The sequence below is a fragment of the Burkholderiaceae bacterium genome (genome assembly GCA_024235995.1).
Classification (GTDB): Bacteria; Pseudomonadota; Gammaproteobacteria; order Burkholderiales; family Burkholderiaceae_C; genus Ottowia.
Genome location: JACKLI010000001.1, coordinates 2,113,895 through 2,128,219 on the forward strand (window position 1 = coordinate 2,113,895; position 14,325 = coordinate 2,128,219).

Consider the following 14,325-nt stretch of genomic DNA (forward strand, 5'->3'; position numbering starts at 1 on the left):
ATGACGGATCTGTCTGCGGAACATCCGCCCGGCGCGGCTGGCGCGCCCATCGTCGCGGTGGAGCATGTCTTCAAGTCGGTCACCGACTCCACCGGCACGCTGGATATTCTGCGCGATATCGACTTCAGCCTGGCGCCGCGCGAGACGGTGGCCATCGTCGGCGCCTCGGGCTCGGGCAAGAGCACGCTGCTGTCCATCATCGCCGGGCTGGACACGCCCACGCGCGGCACCGTGCGGCTGGCCGGGCAGGATTTGTTCGCGGTGGACGAGGACGCGCGCGCGGCCGTGCGCGCCCGGCAGGTCGGCTTCGTGTTCCAGAGCTTCCAGCTGCTGGGCAACCTGACCGCGCTGGAGAACGTGATGCTGCCGCTGGAGCTGGCCGGCCGCCGCGACGCGCGCGCCCAGGCCGGCGAGATGCTGGCGCGCGTAGGCCTGAGCCAGCGCCTGCGCCACTACCCGAAGGTGCTGTCGGGCGGCGAGCAGCAGCGCGTGGCGCTGGCGCGCGCCTTCGTGGTGCGCCCGGCCTTGCTGCTGGCCGACGAGCCCACCGGCAGCCTGGACTTCGCCACCGGCGAGACGGTGATGGCGCTGATGTTCGAGCTGAACCGCGAGCTGGGCACCACCCTGGTGCTGGTCACGCACGACCGCGTCATCGCCGCGCGCTGCCAGCGCGTGCTGACGGTGGAGGCGGGGCGCATCGCCAAGGACGAACACATACAGCTGCCAGCTGAACGCTGATGCGGGTTGCGTCGCCGGCACCGATCTGGATTGAAGTTGCGTGGTGAATCGACTCCTGCTTCTAGGGATTTCCGGATCCGTTCGGGCCGACCTCGCGCGCGACGCAAATCGCTGCTAGGTGCCGGGCGGAGGTGCTGGCATTGGATGACTGGCGCTGACCGCTGGTGGTGCATCGGTACGCGTTGCCAAGCGACGATTGCTGGGCCAAGTTCCCGCTAGCCCTGGTAGACGTGGGGCTTGAGTGTGTGATCGGGTTTGTGCTGATGCATAAGTTCCCACAAGGCCTGGGCGGCGACCGACAGGATTTGGCCGCGGGGTTGCAGCAGATAGATGCGACGCTCCAAGCCGGGCAGCCGAAGATCACGGCGGACAAGATCAGCGTAGTGAAAGTGGTATAGGTTCAGCTCGGGAATTGCGGCGATGCCGAGGCCGGCGCGCACCATTCCGATCACGGTGGCGAGTTGGTGAACCTCCATAAAGTGTTCAGTTTGCCGTGACGGCAGCTTAGATGCCAGATAGCGCCCCACGATGCTGTGCCGCACTTGGTAGATGAAGCGCTCGCCCGCCAGATCCTTCAAGGCCAGTCGCTTGGCTAGGGCGAGGCGATGGTCGCTGCGGCACACCAGCTCGAAGTGGTCGGTGCAGAACAGGCTGCTTTGCAATTCGCCATCGTTCACGGGGATGGTGACGATGGCGAAATCGGCGTGACCTTGCCGCACACGCTCAATGGCGCCTTCGGACAGCAGGTCGTCCACGCGTACCTCCACGCCTGGGTAGCGCTTGCAGTACAGCGCCAGCAACGATGGCAGCCACCCGGCTGCCAAGGAAGGGAGCAAGGCAAGGGACACCTTCCCACGCCGGTGCTGCAAAACGTCGTGCACGCTGTTCACGCCGACGTTCACTTCCAATACTGTGCGCCGCGCTGCCCCCTCGAAGGTTTGACCCTCCGCGGTCAGGGCCACGTGCCGGGTGTCCCGATGAAACAGCCGGGCGCCGACGTCGATCTCCAGGGCGCGAATCATGGCGCTGAACGCAGGCTGCGACAGATTCACCTTGGCCGCCGCACGGGTGAAGTTCCTGAGCTCGACCAGAGCGAGGAAAGCCTGCAGTTGTCGGATGGTGATATTCATTTGAATAATGGATCAAATTATAGAAATTTTAAGTTTCACAAATAAAAAAAATCAACCTACATTGACTCCGACCAGTTATCAACCCACTCTCAATGAGGTCGTACGAAGTGGACGCCATATTCGATCTATCCAACCATGCGCTTGGCGATAGCACCGCTCGCGTTGGCCCTTTGTCGGGTCTGCGCGTGGTCGAGATATGCAGCACGATTGCCGGACCGGCGTGTGCCCGTCTGTTGGGTGATTTTGGAGCGGAAGTCACCAAGATCGAGCCGCTCACCGGGGACGGCATGCGGCAGATGGGCGGCCATGTGGGGGATGTTTCGCTGTACGCCGCCACCCTGCTGCGCAACAAGCGCTCGGTGGCGGTCGACTTGCGCACCGAAGCGGGTCGCGAAATCGCGCTGGCCTTGATTTGCAAGGCCGACATCCTGGTCGAGAACAACCGGCCCGGCGTGATGGAGCGCCTGGGATTGGGCTATGACGTGCTGTCGGCGGCCAATCCCGGCTTGATCATGGTGCGCATCAGCGGCTACGGTCAGGACGGTCCGTACTCCCAACGCCCTGGCTACGGCGCCATATGCGAAGCGTTTGGCGGGGTGCGTCATATGACGGGTGATCCGGATCGCCCGCCAGCCCGAGTGGCGCTGGCCACAACCGACTATCTCACCGCGGTGTATGCCGCAATGGGCGCGTTGCTGGCCTTGCAGGAGCGCCACGTCAGCGGGCATGGGCAGGTGGTGGATACCGCGCTGTACGAAACCGCGTTCTCGCAAATGGAATCGTACGTGCCGACATACGAAAAAACGGGTTTTGTACCGGCCCGGGTTGGCCCAAACCTGCCGACGATGGCACCGAATAGCCTGTACCCGACAGCCGATCAGGGCTGGATTTTGATCGCCGCCAACAGTGATGCCATCTACGCTCGGTTGGTTGGGCTAATGGGGCGTCCCGATCTGCTTGTGGATGCGCGCTTTTCAAGCATCAAGGACCGCGGTCGACCGGAGAACATGCGTGCCTTGGACAGCATCATCGGCGAATGGACCTCCGGCTATGAATCGGCCGAATTGGAGACGATGCTGCGTCAAGCCGAAGTTCCTACCTCGCGCATCTACACCATCGCCGACATTTACCAGGATCCGCACTACGCGGCGCGACAGATGATCGTCAAGGTCCCCCATCCCAAGCTGGGCCACACGATGCAGGCGGGTGTGGTGCCCAAGCTTTCACGCACGCCCGGTAGCGTCCGTTGCAGTGGGCCGGACACGGGCGCCAACACACAACAAGTGCTGGAAGAACTGGGCTACAGCGGCGAGGCAATTCAGCGACTGCTTCAGGCGCGTGTTATCGGGATGACCACAACATGAATGATTTGACTTCAAGCTTCGCGCCTGACGGCGAATGGGCCGACGAACTGACGGAGCTGCAAACGCGTCGACGCCAGTCCGCAGCAATGGGCGGGGCGGACGCCCTGGCGCGCATGAAGGCCATGGGCCGCATGAACGCGCGAGAGCGCATCGTGAAGCTGTTGGACGACGGCAGTTTTCGTGAGCTGGGCCGTATCGCTGGTAAGGCGCGTTACGACGAGGCCGGCAGGTTCGTTGAACAAACCCCCGTGAACGCCATCATGGGCACCGGGCGCATTGACGGGCGCAAGCTCGTGGTCTCTGCGGACGACTACTCGCTGCGTGCCGGATCTTCCGAAGCGACCATCTCGGATAAATGGATTTACGCCGAGCGCTTGGCCTTGGACCAACGGATGCCATTGGTTCGGTTGGTCGACACGGCCGGTGGAAGCGTTAAGCTGCTGGAGCAGCAGGGCAGCAGCAAGATTCCAGGCTACCCAAATTGGCCGGTGGTGGAGTTGCTGCGTACGGTGCCCGTGGTGGGGGTTGCCTTGGGTTCCTGCGCTGGCCTGGGGGCCATGAAGGTACTGCTGTCGCATTTCTCTGTCATGGTGCGCGATCAGTCCCAGGTGTTCGCCGCCGGGCCTCCGGTCGTCAAACAGGCTTACGGTATTGATATCGACAAGAACGCGCTGGGCGGCCACATGGTGCATCGGCGCAGCGCCCTGGTGCATAACGAAGCCGTGTCGGAAGAAGACGCCTTTGGTCAGGTGCGGCGCTTTTTGTCCTACCTGCCGCGGCATGCCGCTAGCCTGCCCGAGCGCCAGGTCTGTGCGGACGATCCGGATCGCGCCGACGACTGGTTGAAGAACGCCATTCCGAAGGACCGGCGACGGGTGTTTGATGCGCGCAGGATTGTCGCTTCGGTGTTCGACGAAGGCAGTTTCTTCGAAATCGGTCGCTACCAAGGAGGCTCGATCATCACTGGCTTGGCTCGGCTGGACGGACACCCGGTAGGCTTGATGTGTGGTGACCCGCGCGTAGCCGGCGGGGCCATGACCTTGGCGGCGGCCTGGAAGGTGGAGCGCCTGGTCAAGCTGTGTGACACCTTCGGGCTGCCGATGGTCAATCTGGTCGATCAACCCGGCAATGCCACCGGGCCCGAGGCCGAACTGAGTGGTACGTTGTTAGGGGCGGTGCGGGTGATGACCACTATCGAGACCATCCGCATCCCGTGGGTATCAATCATTCTGCGGCGTGCTTTCGGCATGGCGGGAGGATTGCATGCACCCAAGTACTTTCCGCAGCTAAATCACCGCTTTGCTTGGCCATCGGCGCGCTGGGGCTCGATTCCCATTGAAGGCGGCGTGGCCGCCGCCTACCGCACCGAAATCAACCAAGCAGGCGATCCGGAGCAGCGACGCGTTGAGATCGAAGCCTACTATCACCAGCTGGCCTCGCCATTTCGCACCGCCGAAAAGTTCGGCATTCTCGACGTGATCGATCCGCGTGAAACGCGCTCGATCCTTTGCGATTGGGTCACGGATGCCTATGAGATGTTGCGCGCCGTGCGCCAGCCTGTCCGCTAGATCGCCCTTTTTGCACCAGGAGACAACGATGACGACTGCGCTCAAAGCGTTACGCATGCTGGCGGTAGTGGCAGCCGGGCTATGGAGCTTTGCACAGGCCTTGGCACAACCCATCGAATTGATCGTTCCTTTTCCCCCGGGAGGCAGCGTTGATCCGCCCGCTCGTGTGATGCAGGTGAGTATGCAGAAGTCGCTGGGACGGCCGCTGGTCATCAGCAACCAGCCGGGGGCAGCGGGGACTCTGGGGACAGCGCGCGTGGCGCGCGCAGCACCCGATGGCAATGTGATCGGCCTAACCACCGTCGGGCCGCTTACCACGCAACCTCATATGATGTCATTGAGCTACGATGTGGATAGCTTCGACTATGTCTGCCGTACCCACATTACCCCGCAGGTACTGGTGGTGCTGGAGAGTTCGCCCTTTAACAGGCCGTTGAAAAATCCCCTGCGAGCGTCCGCGTCGGCCGCTACGATCTGAAGCCATCCCGCAACAACTGCGACAAGAAAGATGAGAGGCAACCAAGACTTCCAGGGGGCGATGTTCAGCTACATCAGCCTTGAAGAAAGAGTGCCAGCGGCACACCCGCTGCGCAAGTTGCGCGCCGTGGTGGATGCGCTGCTGGCGAGCATGAACAGCGAGTTCGAAGCGGTGTACGCCCGCCGTGGCCGACCGTCGGTGCCGCCGGAGATGCTGCTCAAGGCCTTGCTGCTGCAAATCCTGTTCTCCATCCGCAGCGAACGCCAGCTGGTCGAGGCGGTCAACTACAACCTGCTGTACCGCTGGTTCGTCGGCCTGAACATCGAGGACAAAGTTTGGGACCACTCCACCTTCAGCGCCAACCGCGAACGCCTCTTCAACGAAGACCTGGCGCGCGCCTTCTTCGAGCGCGTCAAGCTCAGCGCCCAGTGGGGCCGGCTTGCCAGCGACGAACACTTCAGCGTGGACGGCACGCTGATTGAGGCCTGGGCCTCGCACAAGAGTTTCAAACGCAAAGACGACGACAGCGGCACGCCACCCGGACGCAACCCCGAGGTGAACTTCAAAGGGCAGGAGCGCTGCAACGGCACCCATGCCAGCACCACCGATGCCGATGCCCGGCTGTTCAAGAAGAGCGCGGGCGACAAGTCCCGCCTGTGCCACATGGGGCACATCCTCATGGAGAACCGCAACGGTCTGATCGTGGATGTGGAGATCACACATGCCAGTGGCACCGCCGAGCGCGAGGCGGCGCTGGCGATGCTCAAACGCCGGGGCAACAGGAACAAGCGGGCCACGGTCGGCGCCGACAAGGGCTACGACAGCAAGGCCTTCATCAAGGGCTGTCGCCGGCTCTTGGTCACGCCGCACGTGGCGGCCAAGGACAAGCACTCTGCAGTCGATGGGCGCATCAAGCGCCACGAGGGCTACAAAACCAGCCTCAAAGTGCGCAAGCGAATCGAGGAGGCCTTTGGCTGGATCAAGACAGTGGGCGGTCTGGCCAAGACCAAATTGATCGGTCAGGCCAAGCTCGCGGGCCAGGCGCTGCTGTGCTTTGCCACCTACAACCTGGTGCGCATGGGCAGTCTGGGCGGTTGGTGGGACGCGCATCATGCGTGAACCATGGGATACGTGCGCCCGGAACGGGCAAAACGGCCTGCAAACAGGCCGAAATGGCCGCTCCAATCGCTGCGCAGGCCAGTTTGCGCGATCCGTTTCTTCGAAATCCACGACCCTGGCGCGTTCGATGAGCATTTTTTCAACGGCCTGTTAAGACACTGAAAGATCTGGTCGATTACGCCAAGGCTCACCCGGGCAAGGTGTCGCTGTCTTCGACCGGAGTCGGCTCGTTGCCGCACTTGGCGGAGGTGGAGTTTGGCCAGATCGCTGGCATCAACTGGCTGCATGTGCCGACCAAGGGTGATGCCGAAGCGGCACGACTGGCGCTGTCGGGCGATATCACCGGTTGGGTGGCTGGAGTGCAAACCATGGCTCAACTGCGCGAGCGGCTGCGCCCCCTGGGTATCCTGCTGGACAAGCGCAGTCCCGACTACCCTGATCTGCCGACTTTTAAAGAGCAGGGCTATCCGTTGACTTCGATCGGTTGGGGCGGCTTAATCGTTCCCAAGGGTACACCGGCTGCTACGGTGGCCAAGCTCTCCGCTGCGTGCGCCACGGCAACGCATACGCCGGAGTTCGAGCAACTGTTGCGCACCTTGCACGTGCCGCAGGGCTATTTAGCGGCCGACGAGTTTGCTAATTTTGTACACAATGAATACGAGCGTTACGATCGCTTAATCAAATCCATTGGGGCCAACAACCAGGATGTACGCAAGTGAGTCCCGTCACGGCTGATCCTGCTCGACGGCCGGGCATCTGTGATGCACATGTACACCTTTATGGACCGCTGTCCCGGTATCCGATTGAAGGGGTGTCACCATACACTGTGCCTGACCTGGGCGTTCCAGAACTTTTGCAGCGAATGGACGCCGCCGGCGTGGAGCGTGCAGTGATCGTGCATCCCGCAGTGAGCGGGCGAGACAACCGCCGGACTTTGGATGCCTTGGCGGAGCACCCAGCGCGCTTTCGGGGCGTGCTGGTGCCCCCGCTTACGCCGCCAGACGAGGCCACGTTGGCTGCATGGCATGCACGAGGCGTGCGTGGGCTGCGTTTTTCTTATACGGCCTCTGCGCAAGCCGGCATGGCGTTGGATGAGAATCTGGTGGCACGCATCGCCGAGTACGGATGGCATGCCCAAGTGCATCTGGAGCCGAACACGCTTCTGGCCGTGGAGGACCGGCTGTCCGCACTCAAGGCGCCCGTGGTCATCGATCATATGGCCCGCATTCAGGCTGGCCAGGGCATTGCGCATCCGGCCTTTGGTAGCCTGTTGCGCCTGTTGGACCGTGGTCATGCTTGGGTTAAGCTTTCTGCGCCCATGCGGCTGTCAACAGCGCCAACACCGCCCTACGGTGACGTGACGCCCATGGCTAAGGCCCTCATCGCGCATGCGCCTGAGCGCGTCATCTGGGGCTCCGATTGGCCCCACGTGAATCTGGCTACGCCCTCGCCACCCTACGCCAGCTTACTGGCGCTGGCGCACGCGTGGACCGATTCGTCCGAGGCGCGCCAGCGCCTGTTGGTCGGCAATGCCTGCGCGTTGTACGGCTTCCCTCCACCTGCCGCGCTGGATAGCGGCCATTGAACATTCACATCCAAGGAGACCCCATGCCTATCGAATCTGTGTATGCCGAAGTGACCGGCAAGGTCTGGAAGGTGATGGCGACGCCCGGCACTCAGGTGGCTGCGGAAGACACCCTGTTTGTCGTTGAATCGATGAAGATGGAAATTCCCGTCACCGCACCTTGTGCTGGGCGCCTGCACGCCCTGGAGGTGGGCGAAGGGGATGACGTTTCCGAAGGTCAGCGGGTGGCCAGTATCGACCGCTGAGGACTTGGCGCGATCGAGAAGGGCATGCAGTCCACCCACCCTTGTATTTTCGAGTTGTGCTCAATCGGCTGGTTTCCGGTCGTTGCGCGGTGTTCTCTGCAGTCGCGCTACGCGCTCCTTTGGAGATCACCGCGCGGCCCCGCAGCCGAGGCGGCATGGCTGGGGGCACCCCAGCTCGAGCGGTGGGATGCCGTATCCACCCTGGGGCCTCGCTGTCAGATCGAACAGCATCTAACCCGAGACTTCAGACTCTTGGTTTCAGCCAGACCGTGGTGTCGTTCCTGGCGCAGAATAAGCCGGCATGGCGGCGATGAGCCCGTTGGTGGCCAACCCGAGTGACGATCCTCTTCTGGCCACGTTCACCCACTTCTAAATCGACGGGAAGGTCGTCCGCGACGTGCCGTTAGGCTAGGATGACTTCAAACTTCAAGTAGGCTGAGATGCCAACCCAGCCTACCGCCGCCCGTTGGAATTACTCTGCGCTCCGCCCCAGCCTACGGGGCTTGAAACGGTTCATCAGAGCTGGAACCCCACGGTGGCCACCAGGCCCTCGCCGATGTCGCGCCACCAGCTGGGCGGCTCGGCCGAGGCGCGCTTGCCGTGCCGCGCGGCCTCGCCGATCCAGCGGCCCAGCCACTCGATCTCGGCCGGGCCGTAGAAGGCGGCCATGGCCTCGTAGTTGATGAACAGGCTGCGGCTGTCCAGGTTGGCCGAGCCGCACAGCGCCAGCGCGTCGTCGACCACCACCGCCTTGGCGTGCAGCATGCCGGGCAGCAGGCGCACGTCGGCGCCGGCGGCGGCCAGCTCGCGCAGCGCGCGCCCGCGCGCCCAGTCGGCCAGCCGGTGGTTGGAGCGCTCGGGGATGATCAGGGTGATCTGCAGCCCGCGCTTGGCGGCCAGCACCAGCGCCTCCAGCAGGCCCTCGTCGGGCACGAAATAGGGCGTGGCCAGCAGCAGGCGCCGCTCGGCGTGGAAGATGCTGGACACCAGCAGCGCGTGCAGGATGTCCTCGTGAAAATCCGGCCCGCTGGGCACCCATTGCGCCAGCGGGGGCAGGGTGGGGGCGGCCGGGGGCAGGGCGGCGGCGCTGTCGTGCGCGTGCGCTTCGTGCCGGGCCCAGCGCTCGGCGTAGTCCAGGCGCGTGGCCTTGCGCGCGCCGCGGGCAATCTGCCAGTCGCCCTCGAACAGGGCCAGCGCTTGCGCGGCCAGCGCGCCCTCGGCCACGAAGCTCAGATCCAGCCAGGGCGGCTCGCCCACGCGGCCGATGAAGTATTCGTTGGCGATGTTGCGCCCGCCGGCCCACAGCCGCGTGCCGTCGGCCACCACGATCTTGCGGTGGTTGCGCAGGTTGGTGCGCCCGCGTCCCGGAAAACCCAGCGCCGGCACGAACAGGCGCGTCTGCACGCCCGCGCTCTTGAGCAGCGCGTCGTGGCGGTGCGCGCTCTTCAGGTTGCCGATGGCGTCGACCAGCAGGCGCACCCGCACGCCGGCGCGCGCCTGCTGCGCCAGCGCGGCGGCCACGGCGGCGCCCACCTCGTCGTCGCCCAGCACATAGGTGCAGATGTCCAGCGTGCGGCGGCTCTCGGCAATCAGCGTGCGCAGTTGCGCAAGCGCTTCGTCGCCGTCGGCGGCAAAGCGCACGGCCGCCTGCGGTTGCGCGCCGGCCACGCCCAGCGCCGCCAGCAGGCGCGTGGCCCACAAGGGCGCGGCCTGCGCCCAGGGCCCGCTGGGCGCCGGCTGGCGGCGCGTGGCCGGCCGCAGCAGCTTGCGCGTGCCGAAGATCAGGAACAGCGGCAGACCCAGGTAGGGAAAGGCCGCGATGCCCAGCACCCAGGACATGGCGGCATACGGGTGGCGCCGCTGGCGCCGCACCCGCGTGACGATGACGTAGGTCAGCAGGCCCGCCGCCACGAAGGCGGCGTGTTCCAGCGGGGAGATGTGGGGCAGGGCGATCATCGTCAGCGGCTTTGGGGCGATGATGCCTGATCCCTGGGGCCGATAATGGCCCGCATGTCTGCCCCCAAAGTCCTGTTCGGCTTTCACGCCGTCGGCGTGCGTTTGAAGACCGCACCCGCCTCCATCGTCGAGGTCTACGTCGATGCCACGCGGCGCGACGCGCGCATGAAGCAGTTTTTGAGCCGCGCCGCCGAGGCCGGCGTGCGCGTGATCGAGGCCGATGCGCCGCGCCTGGCGCGGCTGGCCGGCGGGGTGGGGCACCAGGGCGTGGTGGCGCGCGTGCAGGCCATCGAAGGCGTGCGCACGCTGGATGAACTGCTGGACGACTTGACCGAGCCCGCGCTGCTGCTGGTGCTGGACGGCGTGACCGACCCGCACAACCTGGGCGCCTGCCTGCGCGTGGCCGACGGCGCCGGCGCGCACGCCGTCATCGCGCCCAAGGACCATGCCTGCGGCATCAACGCCACCGTGGCCAAGGTGGCCAGCGGCGCGGCCGAGACCGTGCCCTACTTCATGGTCACCAACCTGGCGCGCACCCTGGGCGAGCTGAAGGAGCGCGGCGTCTGGGTCATCGGCACCGCCGGCGAGGCCGAGCAAAGCCTGTATGCGGCCGACCTGAAGGCGCCCACCGCCCTGGTGCTGGGCGCCGAAGGGCCGGGCCTGCGCCAGCTCACGCGCAAGACCTGCGACGCGCTGGTGCGCATTCCCATGCAGGGCGCGGTGGAGAGCCTGAACGTGTCGGTGGCCAGCGGCGTGTGCCTGTACGAGGCGCGGCGCCAGCGGGGCGGGGCCTTACAAGGGTGACGGAAACGGTCGATTCGCTTAAAATGAACGAATCGATCGATTCGATCGGAAGCGGAGGCCTGAAAACCATGCACACCCTGACCGCCAACGAAGCCAAGATCAACTTCGGCGCCTTTCTGGATGCCGCCCAGCGCGAGCCGGTGCGCGTGACGCGGCGCGACCGCGTGGTGGGCGTGTTGGTCTCGGTGCAGGATTACGAGGCCATGCGCGCCTTCTACGCCAATCGCCTGCAGCACACGCTGGCCGAGGTGGGCGCGCAGGCGCAGGCCGCGGGGCTGACTCCGGCACGGCTGGACGAGCTGCTGGCCGACGAAAGTTGAAGCCCGCGCCATGCCGCCGCGCCGCGTGGTGCTGGACACCAACGTGCTGATCAGCGCGGCGCTCATGCCCGCATCGGTGCCGGCACGGTTGATGCAGGCCTTGTTGCAGAGCAGCCGGCTGGTTTTTGCGGAGCCGACGTTCGCCGAGTTGCAAACGCGCCTGTGGCGGCCCAAGTTCGATCGCTACATCAGCGTCGAGGCGCGCCGCCGCCTGCTGATCGACCTGTCGGCGGTGGCCGAGTGGGTGCGGTTGCCGGATGGCCCGGCGCCGCGCCTGAGCCGCGATGCCGACGACGATGTGTTCATCCAGGCTGCACTGGCGGCGGGTGCCGACTGGCTGGTCAGCGGGGATGCCGATCTGCTGGACGTTCCGGGTGCCCTGGGGCTTTGCATCCTGTCGCCGCGCCAGGCGCTGGATCGCTGTCATCATGGCTGAGGGCATGCGGTGACCGCCCACGGCCTGCCGGCACGCCTTGCAGATCCACAGGCAAAGCTGGCGCCGCGAACACGCAGCGCAGTATGCTCGTGACGCCAGCGGCTCGTTCAGCCGCATTCATCACCTTGGAGCCGCCATGATTCGCCTGCCCACAGCCACCCTCCTTGTTGCCCTGATGTCGGGGGCGTGCCTGCTGGCGCCGGCCGCCATGGCGGCCGAGGGCTCGGTCACCATCGAGTCGCCAAAGGACGGTGCCAAGCTGGACGCGATGAACCAGAACAAGCTGGTGTACGCGGTGGTGCCCGGCCCGGGCGGCGACCACGTGCACGTCTACGTGGACGGCAAGGAAGCGGGCATCCTGCGCCAGCTCAAGGGCAGCTACACGCTGGAGACGCTGGCCGCCGGCAAGCACGACATCTGCATCAAGGTCGTCAACAAGGCGCATACGCCCATCGGGTTGCAGCGCTGCGTGGCCGTCAGCGTCGAGTAGCCGGCTTGGACGGGCAGAACCTCGCCTACGCGCTGACCCAGGTCGGCCACAACTTCGGCGCCGTGATCGTGGTCGCCGCGCCGCTGTACGCGCTGGCCGCCGCCCGGCCGCCGGGTGCGCGCGGCGTGCTGTGGCTGGCGCTGGCGGGCTGGGCGCTGCAGCTGGCCAGCGGCAGCCTGTTCGGCCTGGTGAGCTACCGCTTCTATGGCCAGTTGCCGGACATCCACGGCATCGCCATCGGCGCGCTGGTGCTCAAGCTGCTGTGCGCGCTGGTGGCGGTGGTCTTGATCGCGCTGTCGCTGCGACGCCCGCACGGCGCACCGGCGTGGCGCGCCCTGGCCGCGCTGGGCGCCACGGCGCTGACCGCCGCCGCTTTCCTGCGCTGGTTCTCGTAGGGCCGCGCCTTGACCGGCATGGTCACTGCATCGAGTGCAGTCCGACGCAGTTGCCCTCGGTGTCCACCACCAGCGCGATGAAGCCGTAGGGGCCGATCGAGAACTTGGGCTTGTCGATGCGCCCGCCGGCGGCCAGCACGCGGCCTTGCGGCTGGGCGCAATCGTCGCAGCCGAAGTACACCAGGGTGCCGCCGCCGCCCGAAGGCACGCCGGCCATCTGCACCAGCATGCCGCCTGTGCCGGGCGCGGCCATGTCCATGGGAAAGGCCATCATCGCCGTGCCGCCGGCCACGCTGTCGGGCGGGGTCAGGGGCTGCAGCTGGCACTGCAGCACGCTTTCGTAAAAGCGCTGGGCGCGGGCCATGTCCTGCACGTAGATCTCGAACCAGACGACGGGGTTGTGCGGCATGTCGGTCTCCCGATGGGTCGTGGGTGGATGGGGTCAGACCCGCAGCGCCGCGCGGAAGCCCCGCGCGGCGTAGTACGACTCGGCCCCGTTGTGATAGATGAACACGCGGCCGAAACGCCGGTCGCCAAACAGCGCGCCGCCGCGGCTGCGCACGCCGGGTGGGGTCAGCAGCCAGCTGGAGGTCTTGGTGTCGAACTCGCCCAGCGTCTGCAGGTGGTGGTACTGCGCCTCGCTCAGCAGCTCGACGCCCGCCTCGGCGGCCGTGTCGAGGGCGTTGCCGCCGGGCTTGTTGGCCTTGCGGGCGTCCAGCGCGGCGCGGTCGTAGCACAGGCTGCGGCGCCCGGGCGGGCTCTCGGGCGAGCAGTCGGCGAAGACGCAGGCGCCCGCGTCCCGGCCGATCACGTCCGGCTCGCCGCCGGTGGCTTCCATCCAGTGCAGGGTGCGCAGCGCCTCGGGCTGGCCGATCAGCCGCTGCTGCACCTCGGCCCACGCGATGGCCGGATGGCGCCGGGCGTGCCGGTCGAAGCGGTCCTGCAGCGCGCGCAGGAGCTTGTCCCGTTCCTGGTTGGTCATGGTTTGTCGGGGCTGGCAGGCCCGATGCGGGTCCACTGCGCCACCGGGCGGCCGTCGCGCCGCCACCACGATCCGGCTTCAACCTCCTGTGGCCAGCCGGCGGGCGAGTCTTCCCACGACTCCTGCCGGCCGTAGGGCGTGAGGTCGAGCAGCTGGAGCGTGGGCAGCATCGGCTCGATGCCTCGCTGCGTCGACTCGTAGGTCATGAAGACCTCGTGGCCGACACGCAGGTAGCAGCGCAGGTCGCCGCCGTTGCGCGTGGTCAGCGGGCCGTCCTGGTCATCCAGCGTCGAATACCAGGGCGCCGTCCAGCCCATGAAGTCGCGGTAGGCGGCAAGCTCGGCCCAGGGGCCGCGGCTGAACACGGCGTAGCTCACGTCGCGTTCGGCAAGGTAGGCGCGCACGGCGGCGTCCATCGCGACCTGGCTGTGGGTGCAGCCTTCGCACTGCTTGTCGTGCGGCGCGCCGCGCTTCCACATGAAGTGGTAGACCAGCAGCTGGCGCCGGCCCTCGAAGACCTCGTGCAGGGGGACGGGGCCATGGGCACCGGTCACGGTGACGGGTGGCATGGGCGTCATCGGCAGCCGCCGGCGCGCGGCGGCCAAGGCATCGCCGGCGCGCGTGTGGGCCTTTTCGCGGGTCAGCAATTCGGCGCGGGCGCGTTCCCACGCCGCACGATCGACGACCGGTGGCAGGGCGGGGTCTGTCATGGTGG

Annotated in this window: 18 protein-coding genes; 13 read left to right on the forward strand and 5 right to left on the reverse strand. The window is 66.0% G+C overall.

Annotated elements, in window-relative coordinates; genetic code table 11:
* On the forward strand, window positions 1–738 hold the full coding sequence (locus H6927_10215; protein MCP5218469.1) for an ABC transporter ATP-binding protein: 738 nt from the start codon (window positions 1–3) through the stop codon (window positions 736–738).
* A 215-nt stretch (window positions 739–953) separates the two neighbouring features.
* Here H6927_10215 and H6927_10220 read toward each other — a convergent pair whose 3' ends face one another.
* The gene (locus tag H6927_10220; GenBank protein MCP5218470.1) at window positions 954–1,868 is read right to left on the reverse strand and encodes a LysR family transcriptional regulator; all 915 of its coding nucleotides are present in this window, start codon (window positions 1,866–1,868) and stop codon (window positions 954–956) included.
* 92 nt (window positions 1,869–1,960) lie between these two features.
* On the opposite strand from H6927_10220, the gene H6927_10225 reads away from it, so the two are divergent.
* From H6927_10225 to H6927_10255, 7 genes are all read left to right on the forward strand, one after another.
* The gene (locus H6927_10225; GenBank protein MCP5218471.1) at window positions 1,961–3,232 is read left to right on the forward strand and encodes a CoA transferase; all 1,272 of its coding nucleotides are present in this window, start codon (window positions 1,961–1,963) and stop codon (window positions 3,230–3,232) included.
* The gene (locus H6927_10230; GenBank protein MCP5218472.1) at window positions 3,229–4,800 is read left to right on the forward strand and encodes a propionyl-CoA carboxylase; all 1,572 of its coding nucleotides are present in this window, start codon (window positions 3,229–3,231) and stop codon (window positions 4,798–4,800) included. Before H6927_10225 ends, H6927_10230 begins: the two co-directional genes overlap by 4 nt.
* Window positions 4,801–4,828: 28 nt before the next feature.
* On the forward strand, window positions 4,829–5,278 hold the full coding sequence (locus H6927_10235) for a hypothetical protein (protein ID MCP5218473.1): 450 nt from the start codon (window positions 4,829–4,831) through the stop codon (window positions 5,276–5,278).
* Window positions 5,279–5,308: 30 nt separating this feature from the next.
* Complete coding sequence (locus H6927_10240) at window positions 5,309–6,397, forward strand: IS5-like element ISCte5 family transposase (protein MCP5218474.1); 1,089 nt, start codon at window positions 5,309–5,311, stop codon at window positions 6,395–6,397.
* A gap of 158 nt (window positions 6,398–6,555) precedes the next feature.
* Window positions 6,556–7,116 carry a tripartite tricarboxylate transporter substrate binding protein gene (locus tag H6927_10245; protein ID MCP5218475.1) on the forward strand — a complete coding sequence of 187 codons (561 nt, stop codon included), beginning with the start codon at window positions 6,556–6,558 and terminating at the stop codon, window positions 7,114–7,116.
* The gene (locus tag H6927_10250; GenBank protein ID MCP5218476.1) at window positions 7,113–7,982 is read left to right on the forward strand and encodes an amidohydrolase family protein; all 870 of its coding nucleotides are present in this window, start codon (window positions 7,113–7,115) and stop codon (window positions 7,980–7,982) included. The genes H6927_10245 and H6927_10250 overlap by 4 nt, the downstream gene beginning before the upstream one ends.
* Window positions 7,983–8,005: 23 nt before the next feature.
* Complete coding sequence (locus tag H6927_10255; GenBank protein ID MCP5218477.1) at window positions 8,006–8,227, forward strand: biotin/lipoyl-binding carrier protein; 222 nt, start codon at window positions 8,006–8,008, stop codon at window positions 8,225–8,227.
* 516 nt (window positions 8,228–8,743) lie between these two features.
* Here H6927_10255 and H6927_10260 read toward each other — a convergent pair.
* Window positions 8,744–10,183: a PLDc N-terminal domain-containing protein gene (locus H6927_10260; protein MCP5218478.1), complete on the reverse strand. Its 1,440-nt coding sequence runs from the start codon at window positions 10,181–10,183 to the stop codon at window positions 8,744–8,746.
* A gap of 54 nt (window positions 10,184–10,237) precedes the next feature.
* Between H6927_10260 and rlmB the strand changes: the two genes are divergently transcribed.
* The 5 genes from rlmB (at window position 10,238) to H6927_10285 (ending at window position 12,628) form a co-directional block, all read left to right on the forward strand.
* Window positions 10,238–10,987: a 23S rRNA (guanosine(2251)-2'-O)-methyltransferase RlmB gene (gene rlmB, locus H6927_10265; protein ID MCP5218479.1), complete on the forward strand. Its 750-nt coding sequence runs from the start codon at window positions 10,238–10,240 to the stop codon at window positions 10,985–10,987.
* A 68-nt stretch (window positions 10,988–11,055) separates the two neighbouring features.
* The gene (locus H6927_10270) at window positions 11,056–11,307 is read left to right on the forward strand and encodes a type II toxin-antitoxin system prevent-host-death family antitoxin (protein ID MCP5218480.1); all 252 of its coding nucleotides are present in this window, start codon (window positions 11,056–11,058) and stop codon (window positions 11,305–11,307) included.
* 10 nt (window positions 11,308–11,317) lie between these two features.
* Entirely contained in the window at window positions 11,318–11,743 is a 426-nt protein-coding gene (locus H6927_10275; protein ID MCP5218481.1) for a putative toxin-antitoxin system toxin component, PIN family, read from the forward strand.
* Window positions 11,744–11,879: 136 nt separating this feature from the next.
* Window positions 11,880–12,233, forward strand: coding sequence for a hypothetical protein (locus H6927_10280; GenBank protein ID MCP5218482.1), 354 nt, complete (start codon window positions 11,880–11,882; stop codon window positions 12,231–12,233).
* 5 nt (window positions 12,234–12,238) lie between these two features.
* Window positions 12,239–12,628, forward strand: a complete 390-nt coding sequence (locus H6927_10285) for a hypothetical protein (protein MCP5218483.1) — start codon at window positions 12,239–12,241, stop codon at window positions 12,626–12,628.
* Between the two features lie 22 nt (window positions 12,629–12,650).
* On the opposite strand, the gene H6927_10290 is transcribed toward H6927_10285, so the two are convergent.
* From H6927_10290 to H6927_10300, 3 genes are read right to left on the reverse strand one after another with little or no spacing between them, the layout of a single operon-like run.
* Window positions 12,651–13,037, reverse strand: a complete 387-nt coding sequence (locus H6927_10290; protein MCP5218484.1) for a VOC family protein — start codon at window positions 13,035–13,037, stop codon at window positions 12,651–12,653.
* A gap of 33 nt (window positions 13,038–13,070) precedes the next feature.
* A complete protein-coding gene (locus H6927_10295) occupies window positions 13,071–13,610 on the reverse strand; it encodes a DUF4256 domain-containing protein (GenBank protein ID MCP5218485.1) in 540 nt (179 codons plus the stop codon).
* Entirely contained in the window at window positions 13,607–14,320 is a 714-nt protein-coding gene (locus H6927_10300) for a DUF899 domain-containing protein (GenBank protein MCP5218486.1), read from the reverse strand. The genes H6927_10295 and H6927_10300 overlap by 4 nt, the downstream gene beginning before the upstream one ends.
* Window positions 14,321–14,325: the final 5 nt, after the last annotated feature.

What these genes read in the sequence shown, in the direction of transcription:
- H6927_10215 (MCP5218469.1), top strand. Translation starts at nt 1, where the DNA reads ATGACGGATCTGTCTGCGGAACATCCGCCCGGCGCGGCTGGCGCGCCC.
- H6927_10220 (MCP5218470.1), bottom strand. Translation starts at nt 1,868, where the DNA reads ATGAATATCACCATCCGACAACTGCAGGCTTTCCTCGCTCTGGTCGAG.
- H6927_10225 (MCP5218471.1), top strand. Translation starts at nt 1,961, where the DNA reads ATGAGGTCGTACGAAGTGGACGCCATATTCGATCTATCCAACCATGCG.
- H6927_10230 (MCP5218472.1), top strand. Translation starts at nt 3,229, where the DNA reads ATGAATGATTTGACTTCAAGCTTCGCGCCTGACGGCGAATGGGCCGAC.
- H6927_10235 (MCP5218473.1), top strand. Translation starts at nt 4,829, where the DNA reads ATGACGACTGCGCTCAAAGCGTTACGCATGCTGGCGGTAGTGGCAGCC.
- H6927_10240 (MCP5218474.1), top strand. Translation starts at nt 5,309, where the DNA reads ATGAGAGGCAACCAAGACTTCCAGGGGGCGATGTTCAGCTACATCAGC.
- H6927_10255 (MCP5218477.1), top strand. Translation starts at nt 8,006, where the DNA reads ATGCCTATCGAATCTGTGTATGCCGAAGTGACCGGCAAGGTCTGGAAG.
- H6927_10260 (MCP5218478.1), bottom strand. Translation starts at nt 10,183, where the DNA reads ATGATCGCCCTGCCCCACATCTCCCCGCTGGAACACGCCGCCTTCGTG.
- rlmB (MCP5218479.1), top strand. Translation starts at nt 10,238, where the DNA reads ATGTCTGCCCCCAAAGTCCTGTTCGGCTTTCACGCCGTCGGCGTGCGT.
- H6927_10270 (MCP5218480.1), top strand. Translation starts at nt 11,056, where the DNA reads ATGCACACCCTGACCGCCAACGAAGCCAAGATCAACTTCGGCGCCTTT.
- H6927_10275 (MCP5218481.1), top strand. Translation starts at nt 11,318, where the DNA reads ATGCCGCCGCGCCGCGTGGTGCTGGACACCAACGTGCTGATCAGCGCG.
- H6927_10280 (MCP5218482.1), top strand. Translation starts at nt 11,880, where the DNA reads ATGATTCGCCTGCCCACAGCCACCCTCCTTGTTGCCCTGATGTCGGGG.
- H6927_10290 (MCP5218484.1), bottom strand. Translation starts at nt 13,037, where the DNA reads ATGCCGCACAACCCCGTCGTCTGGTTCGAGATCTACGTGCAGGACATG.
- H6927_10295 (MCP5218485.1), bottom strand. Translation starts at nt 13,610, where the DNA reads ATGACCAACCAGGAACGGGACAAGCTCCTGCGCGCGCTGCAGGACCGC.
- H6927_10300 (MCP5218486.1), bottom strand. Translation starts at nt 14,320, where the DNA reads ATGACAGACCCCGCCCTGCCACCGGTCGTCGATCGTGCGGCGTGGGAA.